A 17,296-nucleotide genomic window follows, 5' to 3' on the forward strand; every position below is an offset into this window, starting at 1 on the left:
TGTAGGAGCGGGTTTACCCGCGAAGAGGCCAGGACAGGTCAACCACGAAAATGGCTGGGCGCCACGCCACTCCACCGCTGGAAGGCGTGCCGGAAGCTGGCCGTCTCACTGAACCCCAGTGTCTCGGCAATCCGGTAAATGGGCATCTGCTCATCAGTCAGCAACTGCTTGGCCCGCTCGAATCTCAGCTCGTCCAGCAGTTGTTGATAACTGCAGCCCAGCGCCTGCAAATGCCGGCGCAGGGTGCGCGACGAGCAGTTCATCTGCCGCGCAAGCCCTTCCAGCCCGGGGGCTGCGTCCAGTTGCTGCGCCAGCAGCTGGCGAATCCGTCCCAGCCATGCCTGGCGACCGGTGAATTCAAGGTTCAGGCGCCGGCAGCGCTCACTCATGGCTTTGTGAGTAATCGGGTCGGCCAGCGGCAGCGGCATATCCAGCCATCGTCGTTCGAAGGCAAAGGCATTGTCCTCGGCGGCGAAACCGATCGGGCATTGAAACGCTCCGGCATAGAGCGCGTGGTAACCAGGGCGAGGGTGCTCAAAGCGTGCGCCAAGCAGCGGCAACGGACGGCCAAGCAGGTCGTCGCAGATGACTTTCAGCGACACCAGGCAGAACTCGGCGTTGAAAGCGCTCAGCGCCGGGCTGTCCTGGTAATCGCTGGCGCTGAACCAGACACGTTGGCCGTCGTCGAGCAAGCGCAGCTTGAAGACTGTTCCCAGCAGTGCCGGATACTGCAGCGCCAGGCGTAATGCGTCACCCAAAGTGGCACTGGAGAGCAGTGCGTAACCGAGCATGCCGTAGCACGACACATGCATGCGCTGGCCCAGTTCCAGGCCAATGTCCTTGCGCCGGGCCACGGCATTGGCGCAAACCTGCAACTCCTGCTGGGTGGTGATGCGCGCATCGGCATGCCCCAGGTCTGCCGGGCCAATGCCGCTGCCGGCCAGCAGCGCTGAAGCCTCGCAACCGTCTGCCTGGAAGACGTTGAGAATCAGCGAAACTGCGTTGAGGGTGGTCAGGTGGCTGTGCAGCATGCTGGGTAATCCCGTGGGGCTGGGACGCATTATGGAGCAAGTTGTGTGCCGATATCCGGGGCTGCAGGTAAACCACATACTCTGCAGGCGCGGTCTGGTGTCGCTAAGGCCCGCAAAAGCGGCCCCCAAAACCTTCAGGCAAAAAAAAGGCCCGAAGCAAGCGCTCGGGCCTTGGAAAGGTTGAGAGGTGTCTAGTCCCTCGACCTGGTGAGACTGTTTACAGCGGCCTGATTACGCCTTCAGCGGAACCAGACGTGGAGCGATCATGTTTTCCGGACGCAGGATGTCGTCGAGCATCGCGTCGTCCAGCAGCTTCTCTTCGCGCACCAGTTCCAGTACGCCGCGGCCACTTTCCAGGGCAACGCGGGCGATACGGGTGGCGTTTTCGTAGCCGATGTACGGGTTCAGTGCGGTAACCAGGCCGATCGAGTGCTCGACCAGTTCGCGGCAGCGCTGTTCGTTGGCGGTGATGCCGACGATGCAGTGCTCGCGCAGCATGTCCATGGCGCGTTGCAGCAGGCGGATCGAGTCGAAGATCTTGTAGGCGATCAGCGGCTCCATCACGTTCAGCTGCAGTTGGCCACCTTCGGCGGCGACGGTCAGGGCCAGGTCGTTGCCCATGATGGCGAAGGCCACCTGGTTTACAGCCTCTGGAATAACCGGGTTGACCTTGCCTGGCATGATCGAGCTGCCTGGCTGACGCGCCGGCAGGTTGATCTCGTTGATGCCGGTACGCGGGCCGCTGGACAGCAGGCGCAGGTCGTTGCAGATCTTCGACAGCTTGACCGCTGTGCGCTTGAGCATGCCGGAGAACAGCACGAAAGCGCCCATGTCGGAGGTGGCTTCGATCAGGTCGGCAGCCGGTACCAGCGGATGGCCGCTGATGGTAGCCAGGCGCTGTACGGCCAAGGCCTGGTAGCCAGGGTCGGCGTTGATGCCAGTACCGATGGCGGTACCACCCAGGTTGATTTCGGTCAGCAGTTCCGGAGCCAGCGAGCGCAGGCGCTGCAGGTCTTCGTTCATGGTGGTGGCGAAGGCGCGGAATTCCTGGCCCAGGGTCATTGGTACGGCGTCCTGCAGCTGGGTACGGCCCATCTTCAGTACGTGGTCGAATTCTTTACCCTTGGCAGCAAAGGCCTGGATCAGGCTATCAAGGCTGGCCAGCAGCGCGTCGTGACCCAGCAACAGGCCCAGGCGGATTGCGGTCGGGTAGGCGTCGTTGGTCGACTGCGCCATGTTCACGTCGTTGTTCGGGTGCAGGTACTGGTACTCACCCTTCTGGTGGCCCATGGCCTCCAGCGCAACGTTGGCAATGACTTCGTTGGCGTTCATGTTGGTAGAAGTACCAGCGCCGCCTTGGATCATGTCAACTACGAACTGGTCGTGGTAATCGCCTTTGATCAGGCGGGCACAGGCTGCGGAAATGGCAGCGTGCTTGGCATCGCTCAGGTGACCCAGCTCACGGTTGGCGTCGGCAGCGGCCTGCTTGACCATGGCCAGGGCCACGACCAGCTTCGGGTAGTGCGACAGCGGAACACCGGAGAGGTGGAAGTTGTTGGCAGCGCGCAGGGTCTGGATGCCGTAGTAGGCATCTGCAGGAACTTCAAGGGTACCCAACAAGTCTTTTTCGACGCGGAACGATGCAGCAGAGGACATGATGTATATCATCTCGATTTTGACCCGGCACATGCCGGAATGGCGCCAATCCTAGGCCTGAAGGTGTTTTTGCGGCCAATGCTATTGCACGCTAACCTATGCACAAACGGCATAGTGTTTCATGTGACGCCAATTGATATTCGAGCGTGTTCCATTTTGGTGCACGCCGGGAGATGTGCTTTGTGAACCTTGAAAGCAAATGGCTGGAAGACTTCAGCGCTCTGGCCGCTACCCGCAGTTTTTCCCAGGCGGCAGAGCGGCGTTTCGTTACCCAACCGGCCTTCAGCCGGCGCATTCGCAGCCTTGAGGCGGCGTTGGGCCTGCAACTGGTTAACCGCTCTCGCACACCCATCGAGCTGACCGAGGCCGGGCAGCTATTTCTCGTCACGGCGCGTACTGTTGTCGACCAGTTGAGCGAAATTCTCCGCCATTTGCATCATCTTGAAGGCGGGCAGGGCGAAGTGGTGCAAGTCGCTGCGGCACACTCCTTGGCGTCGGGCTTCTTCCCCCGTTGGGTGGCCCAGTTGCGCAACGACGGTTTGAACATCGCCACCCGCCTTGTTGCGACCAACGTCGGAGATGCCGTACATGCACTGCGCGAGGGCGGCTGCGACCTGATGCTGGCGTTCTACGATCCGGACGCGGCCTTGCAGATGGATGCCGAAATCTTCCCGTCACTGCACATGGGCAACACTGAAATGCTGCCGGTGTGCGCCGTGGATGCCGATGGCAAGCCGTTGTTCGACCTGGAAGGCGAGGGCAGCGTGCCATTGTTGGCCTATACCGCCGGCGCATTCCTCGGCCGCTCGGTCAACTTACTGCTGCGCCAGCGCAACCTGCGGTATACCACCGTCTATGAAACCGCCATGGCCGACAGCCTCAAGAGCATGGCCCTGGAAGGGATGGGCATCGCCTGGGTGCCGCGCCTGTCCATGCGTGGCGAGCTCGAACGCGGTGAACTGGCGATCTGCGGCGGTAGCCAATGGCATGTGCCGCTGGAAATCCGCCTGTACCGCTGCGCGCTGGTGCGTAAGGCTAACGTCCGCTTGCTATGGCGCAAGCTGGAGTCGTCTGGAGCACAAGGTGAAGCGTCACTTTGAATTCTCCTTCAGGTAATCAGTGATATTTGCACGATTCCTGTCGCTGTAGCGGTAGCAGTTGGACCGTGCCGGTACACGGGGGTGCGTGTACGTTTCACACACCCAACCATTGAACTTCAGTTCGGCGTCTTCATGGGTGGCGCCTAGCAGATGGCCAATTTCATGAGCTGCAGCACCGTATCCGGCCACAGAGGCAATGGCCGTTTTCTGCTTTAAATAGGCCAAGCCGGCGTTGTAGTTCAGGCCGCGATGATCGTAGCTGTTGCGGGTGAGCAGGAGATGTTTATCCATGAGAGAGTAGAGTCGGTGTCGCTTTTGTGCATACACCTGCCGGCTGAAAGCATCCAGGAGCTTTTCGGACGGCATTCCTGCATAAGCAATATCGGTTATGTGTTTTATATTGCGTTGAAATATCACTTCAATGGGATGTTGGCTGAAACTGCGCATTTCGTTCAGCCAATGCTGGAAGAAGTCTTCGTTCAATTGCCCGTCGTGCATATCGGCCAGGTCGTCGTGCACATAGACGGTGACGGTGAGCGCTTGGGCTGCCGAAGCACTAGGCAATTGCATGCTGAGTGCCAGACCAAACGAAAGTGCGAAGAAGCATGGAGTTTTCATGTAGACGTACCAAAGTGCTCGAGGAAGGGCTGCGAGCGTGCAGCACTCGTCGACCCCGAGGCAGCAGGAAAAAGTTGTCCCACGAGACAGCTTGCCCTTTGATCCGGCATGTGCTTGTAGGGGTGGGCGGCCAGCCTTTAAATACGTTACAATCCCGCGCCTTCGGCCGACTGGTCGATTCAGAATCCGTATGACAAGCCACGCCGGCCCACCTGCGTGGCTTGTTGCTTTTAGCGCGCCAGAAGGCGCTTGCAGGAGAGGCTCGACGATGAGTGCACTGGTTGGCGTGATCATGGGCTCCAAGTCCGATTGGTCCACCCTTAGCCACACCGCCGATATGCTGGAAAAACTCGGCATTCCCTACGAAGTGAAGGTGGTTTCCGCCCACCGCACCCCGGATCTGCTGTTCCAGTATGCCGAGGAGGCTGAGGGCCGTGGCATCGAGGTGATCATCGCCGGTGCCGGTGGCGCAGCCCACCTGCCAGGCATGTGCGCCGCCAAAACCCACTTGCCGGTGCTGGGCGTGCCGGTGCAGTCGTCGATGCTGTCGGGCGTCGATTCGCTGCTATCGATCGTGCAGATGCCTGCCGGTGTGCCGGTTGCCACCCTGGCCATCGGCCGTGCCGGTGCGGTCAACGCTGCCCTGTTGTCGGCCAGCATTCTGGGCGCCAAGTACCCGCAGTACCACGCGGCGTTGAAGCAGTTCCGCACGGAACAGACCGACACCGTGCTGGACAACCCAGACCCGCGCCAGGCTTGAGGCTAAACCCATGAAGATCGGTGTAATCGGTGGCGGCCAGCTGGGCCGCATGCTGGCCTTGGCGGGTACCCCGCTGGGCATGAACTTCGCCTTCCTCGACCCGGCACCGGACGCCTGTGCTGCGCCCCTGGGCGAGCACCTGCGTGCCGACTACGGCGACCAGGACCACCTGCGTCAGCTGGCCGACGAAGTCGACCTGGTCACCTTCGAGTTCGAAAGCGTCCCGGCCGAGACCGTCGCCTTCCTCTCGCAGTTCGTGCCGGTGTACCCCAGCGCCGAATCGCTGCGCATCGCCCGTGACCGCCTGTTCGAAAAGAGCATGTTCCGCGACCTGGGCATTCCCACCCCGGCCTTTGCCGACATCCTCTCGCAGGCAGATCTGGATGCCGCAGTGGCCAGCATCGGCCTGCCGGCCGTGCTGAAAACCCGCACCCTGGGTTACGACGGCAAGGGCCAGAAGGTGCTGCGCACGCCAGAAGACGTGGTGGGTACCTTCGCCGAGCTGGGCAGCGTGCCATGCCTGCTGGAAGGCTTCGTGCCGTTCACTGGCGAAGTATCGCTGGTGGCCGTGCGTGGCCGCGATGGCGAAACCCGCTTCTACCCGCTGGTGCACAACACCCACGAGAGCGGCATCCTGCGCTTGTCGGTAGCCAGCCAGGCACACCCGCTGCAGGCGCTGGCCGAAGATTACGTCGGCCGCGTGTTGCAGAAGCTGGATTACGTTGGCGTGATGGCCTTCGAGTTCTTCGAAGTTGATGGTGGCTTGAAGGCCAACGAAATCGCCCCGCGCGTGCACAACTCCGGGCACTGGACCATCGAAGGTGCCGAGTGCAGCCAGTTCGAGAACCATCTGCGTGCCGTTGCCGGCCTGCCACTGGGCTCGACCGCCAAGGTGGGCGAGAGCGCGATGCTCAACTTCATCGGTGAAGTGCCGGCCGTGGACAAGGTTCTCGCCATCGGGGACTGCCACCTGCACCACTACGGCAAAGCCTTCAAGGTTGGCCGCAAAGTTGGACACGCCACCCTGCGCTGCGCTGATATGGCCACCCTCGAGCGCAAGATTGCCGAAGTAGAGGCGCTGATCAGCAACTGATCGGGCATCGAATCGAACTTCTGCAAGCGGCACGCCCTCTGAATATGGCAGCAAGCCGAAGCCCGTCTAGGCTTTGGCTTGTTCCAACTTCACTGCAGAGGGATTGCCATGGGTATCATTGGAACCATCTTCATCGGCCTCATCGTCGGCCTGCTGGCCCGCTTCATCAAGCCGGGCGATGACAGCATGGGCTGGATCATGACCATCCTGCTGGGTATTGCCGGCTCCTTGGTGGCTACCTATGGCGGCCAGGCGCTGGGTATATACCAGGCTGGGCAAGCGGCAGGCTTCTTTGGCGCGCTGGTCGGTGCCGTGGTGCTGCTGGTGATCTACGGATTCATCAAGAAACGCTGATTACTGGTTAGAATGCTCGGCAATTCATTCGAGTTGCCGAGCATTTTCATGCGTGCCTTTTTCCTCGTCCCCTTGCTGTTGGCCAGTACCCTGGCCCATGCCGAACTGCCCGAGACCGACTGGCTGGAGCTGATGCCCAAGTCGGACCAGAAGGCACTCGAACAAATGCCTGAAATCGACCACAACTCGCCGGAAGCCATGGGCACCTTCACTGACAAGGGCGGCCTCAAGCAGGGCAAGGGTTTGCCGGCGGTGATGTACTCGACCAAGACCGTGGCGGCCATGAACAACAGGGATATCCGCCTGGGCGGCTACCCGGTACCGCTGGAGAGTGACGCCAAGGGCAACAGCACGTTGTTCTTCCTGGTGCCGTACCCGGGTGCGTGCATCCATGTGCCGCCACCGCCGCCCAACCAGTTGGTACTGGTGCGCTACCCGAAAGGGTTGAAGATCGATGACATCTACACCCCGCTGTGGGTCAGCGGCAAGCTGAAGGTGGAAAAGGTCAGCAATGACCTGGCCGATGCGGCCTATGCGCTGGATGCGGGGAAGGTGAGGGTAGTGGAGGATGCTGATCTTTGAATGGCTGTGCTGGCCTCTTCGCGGGTAAACCCGCTCCTACGGAACCTCCACAGGCCTTGCATGCCGCGGGGTATCTGTAGGAGCGGGTTTACCCGCGAAGAGGCCGGCACAGGCACCGTAAAACTCAGATCATTTCGCTGACAATCCTGACCCCTAGCGAACTGCTGCGCCCAGGCTCCAACTCCACCAGGTCATCCCACACATTCGCCGTCTCGATGCACAGCATCCGCTGCCAGCCATCATCCGCCATGTCTGCCAGCTCCTTGGCCCGCTCGGTCCAGGGGTTCCAGATCACCGCCGTGCGCGAGCCGCTGCTGGTCAAGGTAATCCGCCGATTCCAATGCGGGTCGACGATGCTGAGGGTCTGCGGGGTGTTCAGGTAGATCCGGTCCGTCTCCCCGGCAAACGTCAGTGCCCCCTGCTGCTGGCGCTGTTCCCAGCCCGCCAGGGTCTCGATATAACCCAGCCCGTCGACACCCTCGACCCGCGCCTGGCGCACATCGCTGACCGCGAAGTAGCTATGCAGGGCCTGGCTGATGGTCACGGGGGTATTGCCCATGTTGCGGCTGGTCAGGCTCAGTTTTAGCTCTGCGCCCATCTCCACCACCAGTTTCAGCTCGACATCATGAGGCCAACAAGGCAGGTCGCCCCGCGCTTCAGGTAGCTCGAACTCGATCCGCAGGAACTCGCCCACTTCCTCGATACCCAGCAATTTCCAGTCACGCGTGCGCGCAAGCCCGTGGGCAGGCGCCGGTGTTCCCTGGTACATGGCCTGGACAGCCTGAGGGTTGCGCTGCAGGTTGCCAAACCATGGCCAGCACACCGGTACCCCGGCGCGTACCGACTTGCCCTGGCGGAAGATGGCCTGGTCGCTCAGCCACAGCAGTGGCGGTTCGCCTACCTGCTGGTAGCTGAGGACCTGTGCGCCCTGCTGGGCGATCAGGAGTTCGGCGCGGTCACTGCTGATACGCCAGCAGTTGAGTTCGCCATGTTGCTCGGTTACGACCTGAAAGGTAGCCATTGCGTTCGTCCCATTGATTGCCAGTGGGCCTTGGACCCGGGCACATGCAATGAGTTTACCGCCAGCGAGGCTCAGCGACGAGGCACGGAGCGGGTACGGCCACTGCCGTCGATGGCGACGAAGACGAATACCGCTTCGGTGACCTTGCGCCATTCGCTGGACAGCGGGTCGTCGCTCCACACTTCGACCATCATCTGGATCGAGCTGCGGCCGATTTCCAGGGTCTGGGTATAGAAAGACAGTTGTGCACCTACCGCGACGGGTACCAGGAAGGCCATGCGGTCGATGGCTACGGTGGCTACGCGGCCGCCGGCGACACGGCTGGCCATGGCCGTGCCTGCCAGGTCCATCTGCGCAACCAGCCAACCGCCGAAAATATCGCCAAATCCGTTGGTTTCTCGCGGCAATGCGGTGATTTGCAAGGCCAGGTCGCCTTGCGGGATTGGATCTTCTTGTTCGAGCTCAATCATGCGATGGGGCCTCTGACCCGTGACGCTTTTCGTTGGTGTGGCGCAAAGGCCGGGTAAACGATTCAGCTTGAAACATACTACGCCGATTTCGTTTCACTGGGCGGCCGTAGGGAAACTCTGCGAAACCGCCTGACAATAGTGACCGGCGTTTTCGCACAACATCCCACGTTAGGAGCAACCTAATCCTACGATCTGCCAGTATATAGGGCATAACGGCCAGCGACGACCGCGCATTCACGAATATCTGTGTGGATTTTGTATCGCTTTCGGCGTAGCTCGGCAATTTGCTATCTTCGCCTGTGTCCAATCCAGAAGCCGTGCGCCAAGCGGCCTGCATGCCCTATAAAGAGAACAACGAGCGATGACTTCCGTGCCCAGCAGTATCGAGCAGCCTTCGCGGCCGCTGACCCGCAGCGACTACAAGACCCTCTCACTGTCCGCCTTGGGCGGTGCGCTGGAGTTCTACGATTTCATCATCTTCGTGTTCTTCGCCACGGTGGTGGGCAAGTTGTTCTTCCCGGCCGACATGCCCGAGTGGCTGCGGCTGATGCAAACGTTCGGCATCTTCGCCGCCGGCTACCTGGCGCGGCCGCTGGGCGGCATCATCATGGCCCACTTCGGTGACTTGCTCGGGCGCAAGAAGATGTTCACCCTGAGCATCTTCATGATGGCCCTGCCGACGCTGATCATGGGCCTGCTGCCGACCTATGCGCAGATCGGCATGTGGGCACCGATCCTGCTGTTGCTGATGCGCGTGATCCAGGGCGCGGCAATTGGCGGCGAAGTACCGGGCGCATGGGTGTTCGTCTCCGAGCACGTGCCGGCTCGCAACACCGGCTATGCCTGCGGCACCCTGACCGCCGGCCTGACTGGCGGCATTCTGCTGGGCTCGCTGGTAGCGACCCTGATCAACAGCGTGTACAGCGCGGAAGAAGTGGCTGACTACGCCTGGCGTATTCCGTTCCTGCTTGGCGGTGTGTTCGGCCTGTTCTCGGTGTACCTGCGCCGTTGGCTGCACGAAACCCCGGTGTTCGCCGAAATGCAGCAACGCAAGGCACTGGCCGAGGAGCTGCCGCTGCGCGCTGTGCTGCGCGACCACCGTGGCCCGATCATCCTGTCGATGTTGCTGACCTGGATGCTTTCAGCCGGCATCGTGGTGGTCATCCTGATGACCCCGGCGCTGCTGCAGAGCTTCTACCACATCAGCCCGACCGACTCGCTCAAGGCCAACAGCCTGGCCATCGTGTTGCTCAGCTTCGGTTGTATAGGTGCCGGCAGTCTGGCCGACCGCTTTGGTGCAGGCCGCGTGTTCGTGATCGGCAGCCTGCTGCTGCTGGCCAGCTCCTGGACTTTCTACCACAGCCTGCCGACCCGGCCCGAGCTGCTGTTCCCGCTGTATGCGGTGACCGGCCTGTGCGTGGGCGTGATCGGCGCGGTGCCTTATGTGATGGTCAAGGCATTCCCGGCGGTGGTCCGCTTTAGCGGGCTGTCGTTCTCGTACAACGTGGCCTACGCGATCTTTGGTGGGCTGACGCCGATGGCAGTGACTGCTCTGCTGAAAGTGAGCCCGATGGCGCCTGCCTACTATGTGGCTGGCTTGTGTGTTCTCGGCTTGCTCGTTGGCCTCTATTTGCTGGCGAAAAAACGTTGAGCTTCAGGTCAGATGCCTTCCCTGAAGAAGGCCAAGTCGCAAACCTGTAGATCGGTGTTGTATTGGACCATCACGAATGTGGGGACGTTGTTTGTGTTTTCCCAGGCAAACACGTCCCAACCTCCGGTATCGCCCAAGGGGGAGGGCATTCGCAAGGGCGGCTGCGACATGGACGAAGGGCCGAATCTCTCGGTGACTTCTTTTCTGGTTGTAAGTCCCTGTAATCGATCGGGCAGCGTGCCTTGATAGGGTTGGTCCTGAGGGATTGTTCTGATCATGTTGACATGCACGCACTTCAAAATTAACGGCTCAGTTGAAAACTCCAGTTCGAGGCCGGGCAGAGGAGTGGCAGTTTCTGATTCTTGCCCCATGAATACCACTTCAAGAGGTATATCTGGCAAATGGTTCAGCGTTACTAATGACGCGTGCGGGTGGCCAAGTCGCTCTATCCAGGAATCAATTATTGATTGGTTCATTCTACCCATCCCCCGTTCTGATAAAGGCTGATTATCTTCTGCTTGGAGCACTCGAGTTGTGTAGCGTTGTCCGGCCAAGCTATTTTTAAAGCGGTGAAAAAAAGGTCGACCTCAGCCAATATCTCTCCAGGCTGATCGCCTGAGGCATGCCTCTTGTTCTTGATGAGGTGAAATGCCAAATCGAATTTTGGCAGTATGGCTTCGGGCAAAACGATCGAGGGTGTTTGCAGTAATATTTCTTTGGTCTTGGCAAAGCTGAGTTTTGGGTATTTTTTTATTAGTGTCTTGATGAGGATCTCTGGCCAAATGGTTGGCATGGTGAAGGTCTTCTCATGAGTGATGTTTTCAGGCATGGGTGTTCCCTGCTAATAATTAAAGTGTAAGTGGCAAATGCTTCATCTATAGCGTTGCATTTAATGATTTTCTGCGCCAGTGCAGATTTGTTTCATTGTGTGCTGTTTTTTTTGTCTCTGTAAGAAGAATCAATCTAACCAGTAAGAAATTTCTTTTTTGGTACTGGTGAATAAGTAGAAGGGGTTGGGTTTCAAATATGAGTTGATAAATATGTAACGCAGCGTCATACGGCTTTTTCACAACGTTCGGCCATACAGACAAGGAGACTCTGTATGGCTCAGAACACTTTTAACGACAATTCAACAGGTGACGTTGTTATCACCCCAGGCTCTTCCGGTTCAAGCGGTGGCGGGGGTGGCTTCTTCAGCATTGGCGGCGGCGGTGGCTTCGGTGGTGGCTTTGGTGGTTCCAGCCGGCGTCGCCGGAAAAAGCGGGCGAGAGCTCGCGCTGCTGCGCTGGCCAAGGCGCAGGCCGAACAACAAGCACGCCAGGCCGCGGCAGCGGCTGAACGCGCCGAAGCGCAAGCGCTCGCTCATCGGCAGCGAGTAGCTGCCTACAGCCAGGCACGAGAAGACCGGCGCGTGCAGCTTGACGCCCACTTCGCAGGCCTGGCTCAGGGGTTGACCCAGGCGCTTCGAGGCGAAATCGATGCAGCACGCAAGCGCCCAGAATATGACGGTAGCGAACGCTGGCAGCTCTACCAGATCACCAAGGCACGTAACGAGACAGAAGGGCTCATTGCGGCAAAGCAAGGCGCGCTGACCGAGTATCAGGCACGAGCGGCTGCTTTCGCTGACCAGGGTGTAAGCGCGGACGCCTATGCCGCGCGGCTGTCAGACCTGGCGACCGCAGAGCAGATGCAACAACTGCATCGCGACTGGGAAGCAGCCTATCTGGCATCCCAGGAGGCCCGGTTGCTGCAAGAGGCCATCAGGCAATTGTCAGAGCGCTCGGCCGCGTTGCTGGTGGAACATGCCGCGCAGGAGCAGGTCTGGAAGGCGCGGGAGGCAAGTCGGGAGCAGCAGCGACAGTACGCTGAACAGCGCGAAGCGCGGATTCGCTACAAGCAACAGGCGGATGAAGACCAGCGGCTGCAGCGGCTGAGAGATGCCGCCACGCTGACGGCTCCAGTTGGTGCAGCCCAGGCCGGTGGTGTGTTGCTCACCCAGGGCGGCGCACAGGTAGCGTTGGAAGTGGCCACTGCCATCCAGCAGGCCATCGCCAATGCGGCCAAGGAAGTGTTCAGGGTCGCAGCGATCCGCGCCGGTCAGGCCATTAGCCTGTCGGTTACAGCTATGGTGCACTCCCCGGTGCTGGGCGATGGCGAGTTGACTGCCGACCAGCGTCGGCGACGACTCGAAGGGCTGGGGGTACGTGCTGATCTGCTGGGCGTTGAGGCTGGGCAGGACCTCCAGGCTATCGCCAATGCTGGTGGTTCGGCCCGTCTCTTGAGTCGCATAAAGATCGAGCACCTGCTGGGAGGCAGTGGTGTCGCGGTGGCGTCGACAGGCGCCGGGGTCGCGCCCGAGGTACGGGTCAGAAATGCCGTTTTCGATCCTCTGACCGAAACCTACCGACTCCAGAGCGACACGCCCTCTGGCAAATCCATCGTCCTCGGTGGTTCTGCCGTGCCGGTAGAAGGTGGGTCGACGGGGAAAGTGCTGTCACTTGCGCCGGAGGTGGTTCCGGTTGGCGCAGGCGTGGACCTGCGCTTTGACGACTGCATTGTCTGTATTCCTGGCCAACCCCCTCAGTATTTCTCTTTCGTGCTGCCGCCAGCCGGTACCGGAGTGGTCAGCGGAAGAGGGCAAGCGGTTGCTGGCAACTGGTGGTCCGGCAACGGGGCCGCTGCTGGCGTGGCAGTGCCGGCACAGGTTGGCAACCAGCTGCGCGGCCGCCAGTTCACCGATATGCCGGCGTTCGAAAGTGCGGTATGGCGGGCTATCGCAGCGGAGCAGGCGTTGTTCGGGCAGTTCGATGAACTGAACCAGCGGCGCATCCTCAGCGGTTTTCCTCCTATTGCGCCGAGGGCAAGTTGGAGCGGGGCACGGCAGTCGTTCGAACTACGGCATCTATCTGCCGTTGGCGTTGGCTCCGGCCTCTATAACCTCGACCAACTGAGTATCCACAGGCCTACCGATGCCCAGGGCTTGCTGACAGTCGTTCAGCCGTTTCAGCCCTGGTTCGCTTCCAGTGTGGCACTGGCCTTTGACCCGGCAGTTTTACAAGGCCAGCCAACGCGCACCTGGACACCTCTGGTGGCACCTGGTGCAGAACTGCTCGGTCCGACGCGCTTGCCGGTGGCGCCGTCGCTACCGGGAATCCTCCCGGGCGCGCCCACCGATCCCGTGGGGCCAAGTCTTGAAATACTTCCGGGCGAAAATCCAAGTGAAATTGGGGCCATAATTCCTGGGTTTGGTAGCGATACAGATCTGCCGCAGCCAGGGCTGGTCAACCACGAGCCGGCAAAGCTGCTTGAGGTAGGATGGTTTAGAGACCTGAGGCGGCGAAGTATCAATGACAAGATGGACGTGGATCATATCGTTTCACGAAAAGCCTATGAACGCTTTTTGATTAAGAACAACCCTAGATTGAGCGGTCCTGAGATTAAAGCCTTGCTGGAAGCCGCGCCGAGTATAGTCATCCCTGCCGAAGTGCACAGGAAATTTAGCCAGACATACGGTGGTAGGAATACTGCGGCTAGACAGATCAAGGACGCATCGGACCTGCGTGCAGCCGTTGATAATAATATGGATGCCCTGAAGCCTGGGTTGCTTGAGTATGGTTGCAGCGATATCGACATAGAAAATGCTCGACAACAGTTGCATGCACTCCACCAAAAGCTAGGACTCTACAAATGAATGCAAAAGAACTGGAATCTTATTTGGCGGGCCTTGGCAAGTCACATAGTGAGCTTGTAGATGATGGTGTTTTACCGCCTGGTAAATTTATAGAGATTTACCCGGGGGCACTATCAGTTTATCGGGATTTGTTGCCTGGCGTGGAGTTGAGATTCTGGGCAGAAAATCAAAATTTCGAGTCTGTGAATATATCACTTGTCAAGACGCCTGTTTTGAAAGTGGTATATCAGCATGACCTTCCTGCCCCCTACAACAGGTGTATAACTCGTGAGGCAACTTTGAAGGTTCTAGGTGATCCAATTGAGTCAAAAGCGCCTCATAAAAAGCCTTTTCCTTTAGGTGAGTCAGGAGGCTGGGACAAATTTGACCTTGTGGGTTTGGGTTTTGAAAAATTATATGTCCTCTTTGAATATGGTGTGAACATGAATGTGACTGGCCTGATGTTTTCGTTGAAACAAACAGGCTATGACCGCAGTAATGATGATTTTCAGCAGCAAGCTGACGAATGAATATTCAATCGTATATAAATGATGAGGTAAGGATATGGAGCTCAGACCCCAGCTGAGTCAGTACGAAGAGCATTCCTTTCTTGGTCTGGTCGAAGCTATTTGGCAGGCAGATGTCGACAAGCCCTCGCATGACGCGTGGATCGCCCACTTCAACAACATTGTCGGCCACCCCGCCGGCAGCGATCTCCTGTTCTACTCAAACGCTGACGAAACTGGCAACATCAACTCTCCCGATTACATCGTTGAAACGGTAAAGGCATGGCACCGGCAAAACGGCCGCGCGGCCTTCCTGGGCCAGACCGTGCAGCCGCTACCGCCCCAGCAGAACCTGACCCGCGAGCAGCGTGCCAGCCAGTCGTCCAACCAAAACCTGGAGAAAGTGCGCAAATTGGTGGCAGAGGTCCATGCTGCGCAGCAGCAGGCAGCGCTGCAACTCACAGCACTTGAACAGCAGTTAGGCATTGACCCTGTCGCGAGCACGCCAGAGCAGCAATTGACCGTAAGCCATGCCACGCTGCGTGCACTGGAAAGCACCCAGCACCAGGCCAAGCGTGCAGTCAGCCAGCTCAAGCGACTAAAGATGTCGGTCGGGTTCGCTCGGGATGGCGCCGTTCGGGATGCTTCCAGGCCGTTTCTCAATGCGGCGATACAGGCCGTGGTGCTGCAGGAAATCACGGCAGGTAGCCAACTACATGCCCAAGCATTGGCAGCGGCACAAGCGCGCCACCCTGGCTTGTACGCCCGAGCTGTGATGCTGATTGAATCTCTGGAAGCGCGTATCGCCCAACTGGCCAGAACCACGGCAACCGGACCAGGCCATGGGCCACTGACGTTAAAGGCGCATGCACATGCGGCAGGTTTGCATCCGGCATTGCTGACTGCGCAGGGCCTGAGCCGTGAGGTGGCCCAACAGCAGCATCATCTGATCAAGACTTTTCGCTCCGCAGCAGCAGAACTGGCATGGCAGGCCACCTCTGTAGAAGGCCAACACCCCGGCACCTATGCGGATGTTGTCGAATTCGTGCTGGGTACGCCAAGCGATGACCCCCGCTTTGCGATGACGGTGCCGCTGGTTGAAATGTTCTCTGGCGAGGATCTGGACTGGGCAGCCTTGGCGGCAGAAAGGGCTGAAGTGGAATTGCCCGTGCGCTTGTGCTCAACAGTACACAGCACTAGTTTTGGTGCTAGTGTGGGCGTCAAGCCGTTTACCCTATACTCCCATGTCGTCATGACAGTCACTCAGGGGGCGGTTGTCCCCTCAGGCGTGCGAGTTCGGGCGGCTGGCTGGGATGCCACGCGGCAGGTTTTTGCGTTCACCAGCGAGGGCAAGGCGCCTGTGACCGTGTTGTGGCAGAAGGGCGGCGCGCCGAATGCGCTCAAGGATCTCGCGAGCCCCCCGAGCATCGCCTTCCTCCATATGCCGAAAGTACCTTTGATAGATCGTTTTGCGGACTTGTCCCAGGTTGAGTTCGACGACTACGTGGTGGTGTTTCCTCCCGATGCTGGCGTGGCGCCTCTGTACATCATGTTCAGGGACCGCCGCGAGCTTTGAGGCAGCATTTTTGCCATGGCCATCCCGATTATTGGTGATGGCCTTTCATCTATTTGTCATATTCAAGTCATATCGTATTCATGCGGCCTGCCGATACTTGGGCCCGTTCCATCCAACACCCCCATATTCCTGCTAGGAGCAAGGCATGAAACTGAAGCGTTTGATGGCGGCCCTTACCTTTGCCGCCGCTGGCGTTGCAACCGCCAACGCGGTAGCCGCTGTCGATCCTGCGATCCCGACCTACACCAAGACCACCGGTGTTTCGGGCAACCTCTCCAGCGTCGGTTCCGACACCCTCGCGAACCTCATGACTCTGTGGGCCGAGGCCTACAAGAAGGAATATCCGAACGTAAACATCCAGATCCAGGCTGCCGGCTCCTCTACTGCGCCACCCGCGCTGACCGAAGGCACCGCCAACCTCGGCCCGATGAGCCGCAAGATGAAGGATGTCGAGCTGCAAGCCTTCGAGCAGAAGTACGGCTACAAGCCGACCGCCATCCCGGTCGCCGTTGACGCCCTGGCTGTGTTCGTGCACAAGGACAACCCAATCAAGGGCCTGACCATGGCTCAGGTTGACGCCATCTTCTCCTCCACTCGCCTGTGCGGTGGCAAGGCCGAGATCAAGACCTGGGGCGACGTCGGTGTGACCGGCGACCTGGCCAACAAGCCAATCCAGCTGTTCGGCCGCAACTCGGTATCGGGCACCTACGGCTACTTCAAGGAAGAAGCACTGTGCAAAGGCGACTTCAAGCCTAACGTCAACGAACAGCCTGGCTCGGCTTCGGTCGTTCAGTCGATCAGCTCCTCGCTGAACGGCATCGGCTACTCGGGCATCGGTTACAAGACCGCCAGCGTCAGGACCGTAGCCCTGGCCAAGAAAGACGGCGGTGAGTTTATTGAAGACAATGAAGCCAATGCCCTGAACGGCACCTACCCGCTGTCGCGCTTCCTTTACGTCTATGTCAACAAGGCGCCGAACAAGCCTCTGGCCCCGCTGGAAGCCGAGTTCGTCAAGCTGGTGCTGTCGCAAGCGGGCCAGCAGGTAGTGGTGAAGGATGGCTACATCCCGCTGCCAGCCAAAGTCGTCGACAAGACCCTGGCTGACCTGGGCCTGTCGCACGCCGGTAACGTTGCAAAGAAGTAAGTAATTAAGAAGAGGCCGGTGCCGCTGCCCGGCCTCTTCCACGAATTTCCAGTCCGAAGCCAGG

General features: G+C 59.4%; 17 protein-coding genes. 10 read left to right on the plus strand and 7 right to left on the minus strand.

Features of this window, described 5'->3' with window-relative positions; all coding sequences use genetic code 11:
* Positions 1-38: 38 nt before the first annotated feature.
* Positions 39-1,031, minus strand: a complete 993-nt coding sequence (locus INQ47_RS05440) for an AraC family transcriptional regulator (protein ID WP_252461196.1) — start codon at positions 1,029-1,031, stop codon at positions 39-41.
* A 231-nt stretch (positions 1,032-1,262) separates the two neighbouring features.
* On the minus strand, positions 1,263-2,687 hold the full coding sequence (gene aspA / locus INQ47_RS05445) for an aspartate ammonia-lyase (RefSeq protein ID WP_028697462.1): 1,425 nt from the start codon (positions 2,685-2,687) through the stop codon (positions 1,263-1,265).
* A 182-nt stretch (positions 2,688-2,869) separates the two neighbouring features.
* Between aspA and INQ47_RS05450 the strand changes: the two genes are divergently transcribed.
* On the plus strand, positions 2,870-3,787 hold the full coding sequence (locus INQ47_RS05450) for a LysR substrate-binding domain-containing protein (protein ID WP_252461195.1): 918 nt from the start codon (positions 2,870-2,872) through the stop codon (positions 3,785-3,787).
* Here the strand turns inward: INQ47_RS05450 and INQ47_RS05455 are convergent.
* Complete coding sequence (locus tag INQ47_RS05455; protein WP_404701290.1) at positions 3,779-4,405, minus strand: zinc-dependent metalloprotease family protein; 627 nt, start codon at positions 4,403-4,405, stop codon at positions 3,779-3,781. The genes INQ47_RS05450 and INQ47_RS05455 overlap by 9 nt on opposite strands.
* Positions 4,406-4,673: 268 nt before the next feature.
* Here INQ47_RS05455 and purE point away from each other — a divergent pair, with 268 nt between their 5' ends.
* From purE to INQ47_RS05475, 4 genes are all read left to right on the plus strand, one after another.
* The gene (purE, locus tag INQ47_RS05460) at positions 4,674-5,165 is read left to right on the plus strand and encodes a 5-(carboxyamino)imidazole ribonucleotide mutase (protein ID WP_003253304.1); all 492 of its coding nucleotides are present in this window, start codon (positions 4,674-4,676) and stop codon (positions 5,163-5,165) included.
* 10 nt (positions 5,166-5,175) lie between these two features.
* Positions 5,176-6,258, plus strand: a complete 1,083-nt coding sequence (locus INQ47_RS05465) for a 5-(carboxyamino)imidazole ribonucleotide synthase (protein WP_021785277.1) — start codon at positions 5,176-5,178, stop codon at positions 6,256-6,258.
* A 108-nt stretch (positions 6,259-6,366) separates the two neighbouring features.
* The gene (locus INQ47_RS05470; RefSeq protein WP_225786796.1) at positions 6,367-6,612 is read left to right on the plus strand and encodes a GlsB/YeaQ/YmgE family stress response membrane protein; all 246 of its coding nucleotides are present in this window, start codon (positions 6,367-6,369) and stop codon (positions 6,610-6,612) included.
* A 12-nt stretch (positions 6,613-6,624) separates the two neighbouring features.
* Positions 6,625-7,194, plus strand: coding sequence for a DUF3299 domain-containing protein (locus INQ47_RS05475; protein ID WP_252461192.1), 570 nt, complete (start codon positions 6,625-6,627; stop codon positions 7,192-7,194).
* Positions 7,195-7,318: 124 nt separating this feature from the next.
* Here the strand turns inward: INQ47_RS05475 and INQ47_RS05480 are convergent, their stop codons facing one another.
* Both INQ47_RS05480 and INQ47_RS05485 read right to left on the minus strand, forming a co-directional pair.
* Positions 7,319-8,215 carry a D-hexose-6-phosphate mutarotase gene (locus INQ47_RS05480; protein WP_404701291.1) on the minus strand — a complete coding sequence of 299 codons (897 nt, stop codon included), beginning with the start codon at positions 8,213-8,215 and terminating at the stop codon, positions 7,319-7,321.
* Between the two features lie 71 nt (positions 8,216-8,286).
* Positions 8,287-8,685 carry an acyl-CoA thioesterase gene (locus tag INQ47_RS05485; RefSeq protein WP_003253317.1) on the minus strand — a complete coding sequence of 133 codons (399 nt, stop codon included), beginning with the start codon at positions 8,683-8,685 and terminating at the stop codon, positions 8,287-8,289.
* A gap of 361 nt (positions 8,686-9,046) precedes the next feature.
* On the opposite strand from INQ47_RS05485, the gene INQ47_RS05490 reads away from it, so the two are divergent.
* Positions 9,047-10,336: an MFS transporter gene (locus INQ47_RS05490; RefSeq protein ID WP_404701292.1), complete on the plus strand. Its 1,290-nt coding sequence runs from the start codon at positions 9,047-9,049 to the stop codon at positions 10,334-10,336.
* An 8-nt stretch (positions 10,337-10,344) separates the two neighbouring features.
* Here the strand turns inward: INQ47_RS05490 and INQ47_RS05495 are convergent, their stop codons facing one another.
* Positions 10,345-10,812, minus strand: a complete 468-nt coding sequence (locus INQ47_RS05495) for a hypothetical protein (protein WP_404701293.1) — start codon at positions 10,810-10,812, stop codon at positions 10,345-10,347.
* Positions 10,809-11,165, minus strand: coding sequence for a hypothetical protein (locus tag INQ47_RS05500; RefSeq protein ID WP_404701294.1), 357 nt, complete (start codon positions 11,163-11,165; stop codon positions 10,809-10,811). The genes INQ47_RS05495 and INQ47_RS05500 overlap by 4 nt, the downstream gene beginning before the upstream one ends.
* A gap of 273 nt (positions 11,166-11,438) precedes the next feature.
* On the opposite strand from INQ47_RS05500, the gene INQ47_RS05505 reads away from it, so the two are divergent.
* From INQ47_RS05505 to INQ47_RS05520, 4 genes are all read left to right on the plus strand, one after another.
* Positions 11,439-14,027, plus strand: coding sequence for an S-type pyocin domain-containing protein (locus tag INQ47_RS05505; RefSeq protein WP_404701295.1), 2,589 nt, complete (start codon positions 11,439-11,441; stop codon positions 14,025-14,027).
* Complete coding sequence (locus tag INQ47_RS05510) at positions 14,024-14,536, plus strand: DUF6392 family protein (protein ID WP_404701296.1); 513 nt, start codon at positions 14,024-14,026, stop codon at positions 14,534-14,536. Before INQ47_RS05505 ends, INQ47_RS05510 begins: the two co-directional genes overlap by 4 nt.
* A gap of 34 nt (positions 14,537-14,570) precedes the next feature.
* Complete coding sequence (locus tag INQ47_RS05515) at positions 14,571-16,088, plus strand: S-type pyocin domain-containing protein (RefSeq protein WP_404701297.1); 1,518 nt, start codon at positions 14,571-14,573, stop codon at positions 16,086-16,088.
* 145 nt (positions 16,089-16,233) lie between these two features.
* On the plus strand, positions 16,234-17,232 hold the full coding sequence (locus INQ47_RS05520; protein WP_021785273.1) for a phosphate ABC transporter substrate-binding protein PstS: 999 nt from the start codon (positions 16,234-16,236) through the stop codon (positions 17,230-17,232).
* Positions 17,233-17,296: the final 64 nt, after the last annotated feature.

It is taken from the genome of Pseudomonas sp. 3HC3 (assembly GCF_044904505.1).
Taxonomy (GTDB): Bacteria; Pseudomonadota; Gammaproteobacteria; order Pseudomonadales; family Pseudomonadaceae; genus Aquipseudomonas; species Aquipseudomonas putida_Y.

Excerpts from the sequence above, each read along its gene's own strand:
- INQ47_RS05440 (WP_252461196.1), bottom strand. The coding sequence starts at position 1,031 with ATGCTGCACAGCCACCTGACCACCCTCAACGCAGTTTCGCTGATTCTC.
- aspA (WP_028697462.1), bottom strand. The coding sequence starts at position 2,687 with ATGTCCTCTGCTGCATCGTTCCGCGTCGAAAAAGACTTGTTGGGTACC.
- INQ47_RS05455 (WP_404701290.1), bottom strand. The coding sequence starts at position 4,405 with ATGAAAACTCCATGCTTCTTCGCACTTTCGTTTGGTCTGGCACTCAGC.
- purE (WP_003253304.1), top strand. The coding sequence starts at position 4,674 with ATGAGTGCACTGGTTGGCGTGATCATGGGCTCCAAGTCCGATTGGTCC.
- INQ47_RS05465 (WP_021785277.1), top strand. The coding sequence starts at position 5,176 with ATGAAGATCGGTGTAATCGGTGGCGGCCAGCTGGGCCGCATGCTGGCC.
- INQ47_RS05470 (WP_225786796.1), top strand. The coding sequence starts at position 6,367 with ATGGGTATCATTGGAACCATCTTCATCGGCCTCATCGTCGGCCTGCTG.
- INQ47_RS05475 (WP_252461192.1), top strand. The coding sequence starts at position 6,625 with ATGCTCGGCAATTCATTCGAGTTGCCGAGCATTTTCATGCGTGCCTTT.
- INQ47_RS05480 (WP_404701291.1), bottom strand. The coding sequence starts at position 8,215 with ATGGCTACCTTTCAGGTCGTAACCGAGCAACATGGCGAACTCAACTGC.
- INQ47_RS05485 (WP_003253317.1), bottom strand. The coding sequence starts at position 8,685 with ATGATTGAGCTCGAACAAGAAGATCCAATCCCGCAAGGCGACCTGGCC.
- INQ47_RS05490 (WP_404701292.1), top strand. The coding sequence starts at position 9,047 with ATGACTTCCGTGCCCAGCAGTATCGAGCAGCCTTCGCGGCCGCTGACC.
- INQ47_RS05495 (WP_404701293.1), bottom strand. The coding sequence starts at position 10,812 with ATGAACCAATCAATAATTGATTCCTGGATAGAGCGACTTGGCCACCCG.
- INQ47_RS05500 (WP_404701294.1), bottom strand. The coding sequence starts at position 11,165 with ATGCCTGAAAACATCACTCATGAGAAGACCTTCACCATGCCAACCATT.
- INQ47_RS05505 (WP_404701295.1), top strand. The coding sequence starts at position 11,439 with ATGGCTCAGAACACTTTTAACGACAATTCAACAGGTGACGTTGTTATC.
- INQ47_RS05510 (WP_404701296.1), top strand. The coding sequence starts at position 14,024 with ATGAATGCAAAAGAACTGGAATCTTATTTGGCGGGCCTTGGCAAGTCA.
- INQ47_RS05515 (WP_404701297.1), top strand. The coding sequence starts at position 14,571 with ATGGAGCTCAGACCCCAGCTGAGTCAGTACGAAGAGCATTCCTTTCTT.
- INQ47_RS05520 (WP_021785273.1), top strand. The coding sequence starts at position 16,234 with ATGAAACTGAAGCGTTTGATGGCGGCCCTTACCTTTGCCGCCGCTGGC.